At 43.7% G+C, this 4,217-nt stretch carries 5 protein-coding genes; 2 read left to right on the top strand and 3 right to left on the bottom strand.

Going from position 1 to position 4,217, the window contains the following annotated elements; genetic code table 11:
* Positions 1–318: 318 nt before the first annotated feature.
* Together AC5JM2_RS10435 and AC5JM2_RS10430 are read right to left on the bottom strand one after the other, a co-directional pair.
* Positions 319–807 (bottom strand): SH3 domain-containing protein, encoded by a 489-nt coding sequence (locus AC5JM2_RS10435; RefSeq protein ID WP_495834820.1) that lies wholly within the window; start codon positions 805–807, stop codon positions 319–321.
* Between the two features lie 106 nt (positions 808–913).
* Complete coding sequence (locus AC5JM2_RS10430) at positions 914–1,693, bottom strand: DUF3598 family protein (RefSeq protein WP_495834819.1); 780 nt, start codon at positions 1,691–1,693, stop codon at positions 914–916.
* Positions 1,694–1,763: 70 nt separating this feature from the next.
* Between AC5JM2_RS10430 and AC5JM2_RS10425 the strand changes: the two genes are divergently transcribed.
* Together AC5JM2_RS10425 and xylB are read left to right on the top strand one after the other, a co-directional pair.
* The gene (locus tag AC5JM2_RS10425) at positions 1,764–2,234 is read left to right on the top strand and encodes a hydrogenase maturation protease (protein ID WP_495834818.1); all 471 of its coding nucleotides are present in this window, start codon (positions 1,764–1,766) and stop codon (positions 2,232–2,234) included.
* Between the two features lie 123 nt (positions 2,235–2,357).
* Positions 2,358–3,827 (top strand): xylulokinase, encoded by a 1,470-nt coding sequence (gene xylB / locus AC5JM2_RS10420; protein ID WP_495834817.1) that lies wholly within the window; start codon positions 2,358–2,360, stop codon positions 3,825–3,827.
* 36 nt (positions 3,828–3,863) lie between these two features.
* Here the strand turns inward: xylB and AC5JM2_RS10415 are convergent, their stop codons facing one another.
* Positions 3,864–4,016, bottom strand: a complete 153-nt coding sequence (locus tag AC5JM2_RS10415) for a type II toxin-antitoxin system HicA family toxin (protein ID WP_495834816.1) — start codon at positions 4,014–4,016, stop codon at positions 3,864–3,866.
* Positions 4,017–4,217 lie beyond the last annotated feature (201 nt).

The following is a 4,217-nucleotide window of genomic DNA, read 5'->3' as shown; positions in this document are numbered from 1 at the left end:
CTTGGCTTAGAACTCATCCCTATTTCCACACCTACCGAATGTGTTTCTTAGGAGTTAGGACATCATATTTTGATCTCAAGGAAACAGGAAACCCTTAACAGGGAACAGAGAAATGTCCTAACAATTGTGGCGACTGCTATAAATGTGAAGATACACAAACAGCTAAGATATCCACACGGTTTTGCTAAGTCTTGCCCGTTTAAGTTACTGGCGAACATCAGGGCAAACCCACAAGACTGTCATTAGTCATTCGTCCTTTGTCTTTTGTGGTTTAGTGGCTCATGACTAATGACAATCCTCACAATACGGTCTACAAGTTTATCGGATTGATAAAATCTTCAGATACTCAGTAGCGATCCAGCCCTCAGAAGAAACCCATTGGTTAGATTTAACCTTAATCCAACGAAAGCCGTCATTATCTTTGCCTTCACCGTACACGGAGACTCTTGATCCATTGGGAATTTTACCAAGTTCACGAGCACTCGTACCCGGTTGTTCCCGAACATTCAGACCACTTGAAGCATTGATAACAACCACGTCTGCAACAGAACCAGATGTTTCTGATTGGATATCGACATGGGCTTTGAAGACATACCAAGTGTCGTATTGAGGACATCCAGAATTTCCAAGTTTATCAAACAAAGTGACTCTATAGTGGTCTTTGTCTGCCTCTACTCTTTCTTTAACTCTAAAAGACCTGCCGCTGCTGACATTGTACTTCTCACAGACTCCCAGATCACTTGAATCCTTAAGACTCTGTTTGAAATTCGTTCCTTGTGAGTATGTGACTTTCAATAAATATGCCACTGACGTATCTCCTTGTTAGATTTTCAACACTTGTTAAAGGTTAGTGCCTTTTACAGAATACCCACACTGAGAGTATGAAAAAAGTGTTCTATCTACTTAGATGTATTCAAACATACAATAGTTCCAGCGTCAGTGCCGAAAAATCTCCAGACTCGTCATAGTTGACAAGCAGTTGTTGCATCTCGGAGGCTTTCACTAACCAGTTAGCTGCCATAGTAAAGGAAGTGCCAACACTCACTTTGCCTGGACAACTGATAGAAACGCCATCAGGCAAAAAGAAAGTTTTGTGTCCTTCCCCAACCCAGTGTAACTGAGTCGCGACAGGCTGAAAAATCTTTAAATCTGGAGTCATAGTCACAGCAGTTCCTTGCCAATTACCGTTGAAATCTCGCTCTGGCAATTGATTGATTTCATTTGACCAGTATTGACTAGGAAAGCCAGTACTATCTTCGCGAATATTTGCCGTTCTGAACAAACTACCAGCCTGATCATAAACGATACCTACACTATGTCTTAATTCCTGATATTTAAAAAATAGTTCAACGGCAAAATATGAATCTGTTTTCAACTTAGTTGTAACCCAAGCAGCATGACCGGATTCAAAGAAAATTCCCCTCATCGATTCATTTTGTGGATGAAAAAGTCCATTAGATAAGCTATTCGAGAGTTGATTATATTCCCAACTTTGTTCTACTCTTCTGCCATCACTATATGCGTAGTGATTCTTTTGAACGATTTCGGTCTGCTTTGGATTACTCCGAAAGCTTCTGAGACTTGGAAATGATTCGGTTACCTCACCTTGGGGAGAATATCTTGTCCAGATTCCATGCCAGTCACGCAAATGGTTAGTCGTGAAATTTTTCCAATTTTGTTGTTTTAAATCCATAAAATATAACTGACTTGCGTCTAGGGTAGTGTAACACTCAATTGTTTAGCTATTAGCCGTTAGCTCTAAAATGCTCACAATCATTGGTTGCGGAAATCTCAATCGTAGTGATGACGCTGTAGGCGTACTCATTGCCCAACGCTTACAAAAATATCTTAGCCAATATCCTCTTCCTGATGTGCGAGTTTATGACTGTGGTACCGCAGGGATCGAAGTCATGTTTCAGGCAAGAGGTAGCAAAAAATTAATTATCATTGATGCAAGTTCAACTGATTCTGAACCAGGGGCTATATTTCAAGTTCCAGGAAAAGAACTTGAAGCTTTGCCAGAAGCCAGTTATAATCTGCATAATTTTCGCTGGGATCATGCTTTAGCCGCAGGTAGAAAAATCTTTAAAGAAGACTTTCCCGAAGAGGTGACTGTTTACTTAATTGAAGCCGAAAATCTTGATTTTGGACTGGAATTAAGTTCTGTTGTTCAACACTCTGCTGATTTAGTTTTTGAAGAAATAACTGCAATTATTAAACAGAGTAAAGAGTAATTACTAGGAGTGCGATTTTCAAAACGTTTATGAAGTTTTTCATACATTTCTGTGAGAAGATTAGACTAAAAGAAGTTCAAATTTTTGAAGTCCTTCACTAGATTGAGAATTTGGGAGGGGGAATTGACTGACGTCGTAGTTGGCTTAGATCTAGGTACAGGAGGAGTGCGGGCGATCGCAGTAGACCTACTACAAGGGCAAGTTATCGCTCAGACAACCAGAAGCTATCCCCTGTTAATCCCACAGCCCGGTTGGACGGAACAGAACCCATCGGATTGGGTCGAGGCGAGTCTGGATGCCCTGTTCGATGTTGCTCAACAGCTAGATGGATACCGAGCAATAGCTCTGGGTTTGTCTGGACAAATGCATGGTATGGTTCCTCTTGATGCAGAGGGCACAGTGATCAGACCGGCAATTTTGTGGAATGACCAGCGCACTGGTAAAGCCGTTGATGCGATTGAAGCCACCATTCCCCGTCAAGAATTGATTCAGCGTACTGGAAATCCTGCAATTACTGGGTTTCAGCTTCCGAAGCTTGTGTGGTTGCGGACTGAAGAACCGCAAGCATATGCTCGGCTTTGGCAGATTCTTTTGCCAAAAGATTATCTTGGATATGTGCTAACTGGCGAGTCAGTGACAGAGCCATCTGATGCGTCCGGTGTCGGGTGTCTGAACCTGGCGACTCGGCAATGGGATATGGATATTCTCAATGCTCTCAATCTCAACCCAGCGTTGTTTCCCCCGGTAGTCGAGTCTACGGCGATCGCCGGACGACTAAAATCAGAAATCGCCGCCCGCGTGGGATTACCAGCCGGATTACCTGTGGTTGCAGGCGGAGGCGACAATGCAGCAGCGGCGATCAGTTTGGGCATCTCATCAAGCAACCTGAACCGGGGCAGTCTGAGTATTGGCACCTCAGGAGTTATCTTTGCACCGTGTGATCGCCCAATTCCTGATCCAGAAGGTCGGGTGCATTTATTCTGTCATGTGGATGGTGGCTATCATCAGCTAGGAGTGACGCTGGCGGCAGGTGGTTCTCTGCGTTGGTATCGAGATACGTTTGCACCGAATGTTCCCTATAATGACCTGATGGATATGGCAGAGCGATCGCTTCCTGGTGCTCGTGGTGTTCTATTTCTGCCCCATCTTTCAGGAGAGCGTAGTCCCCATCTCGATCCAGATACTCGGGGTGCTTGGGTGAATCTGTCATTAGCTCATACGCAGGCAGATTTTATTCGTGCTATTTTGGAGGGCGTTGGGTTCAGCTTGCGGGCAGCGTTGGAAGTCATCAGCCAGATTACTCCCGTTCATCAACTCTTGGCAACAGGTGGAGGAGCGCGATCCAACATCTGGTTACGAATTTTAGCAGATGTTTTGCAAACAGAACTCATTGCTCCCAAAGCTGAAGAAGGAGCCGCTTACGGAGCAGCGATTCTAGCAATGGTGGGGGTTGGTGCATACCCCAATTTAGAAGCTGCATTCAATCTGTTGCCGCAGGATGCGAGGGTGGTACAGCCGCAAGTAAATGCTGTGTATGAAGCAGGTTTTAAGCGATACAAGTTATTGTACGATGCCCTGAAAGCCGTTCGTTGACAGAACCTCATCGCCTACAATACTTCAAGATCAAAATTAGAGTAAATCTTCCTCAGTTAGCTGGGCTATTTTCATCAAAGCTCTCAAGGTTTCGACTTTCAAATCTTGATTTCGATGAACAGGAATTGACAGAATTTGTTCTAACCCTCTTCTGTCACTTTCCGGGAAGGCGATCGCTATAAGCCTCATGAGGCAATCAATACAAGCGATGCTGTTAACAAAAAATGGGTCTTGTATTTGTTATTAGAAAATAATCGCGCAATCGCTTGCTATACAAAAGCTCTAGAATTCAGAAATTGCAAATGTTTTCGGAGAGTGACAGAATAGGGATATTATTAACAATACCTTTGCCAATTTACGAGGCTGGAACGGTACTAGAAGCATTGTGAA

It is taken from the genome of Brasilonema angustatum (assembly GCF_059505445.1).
Note: the sequence above shows the minus strand (reverse complement) of the source record. Positions and strands in the feature narration are given on the sequence as shown.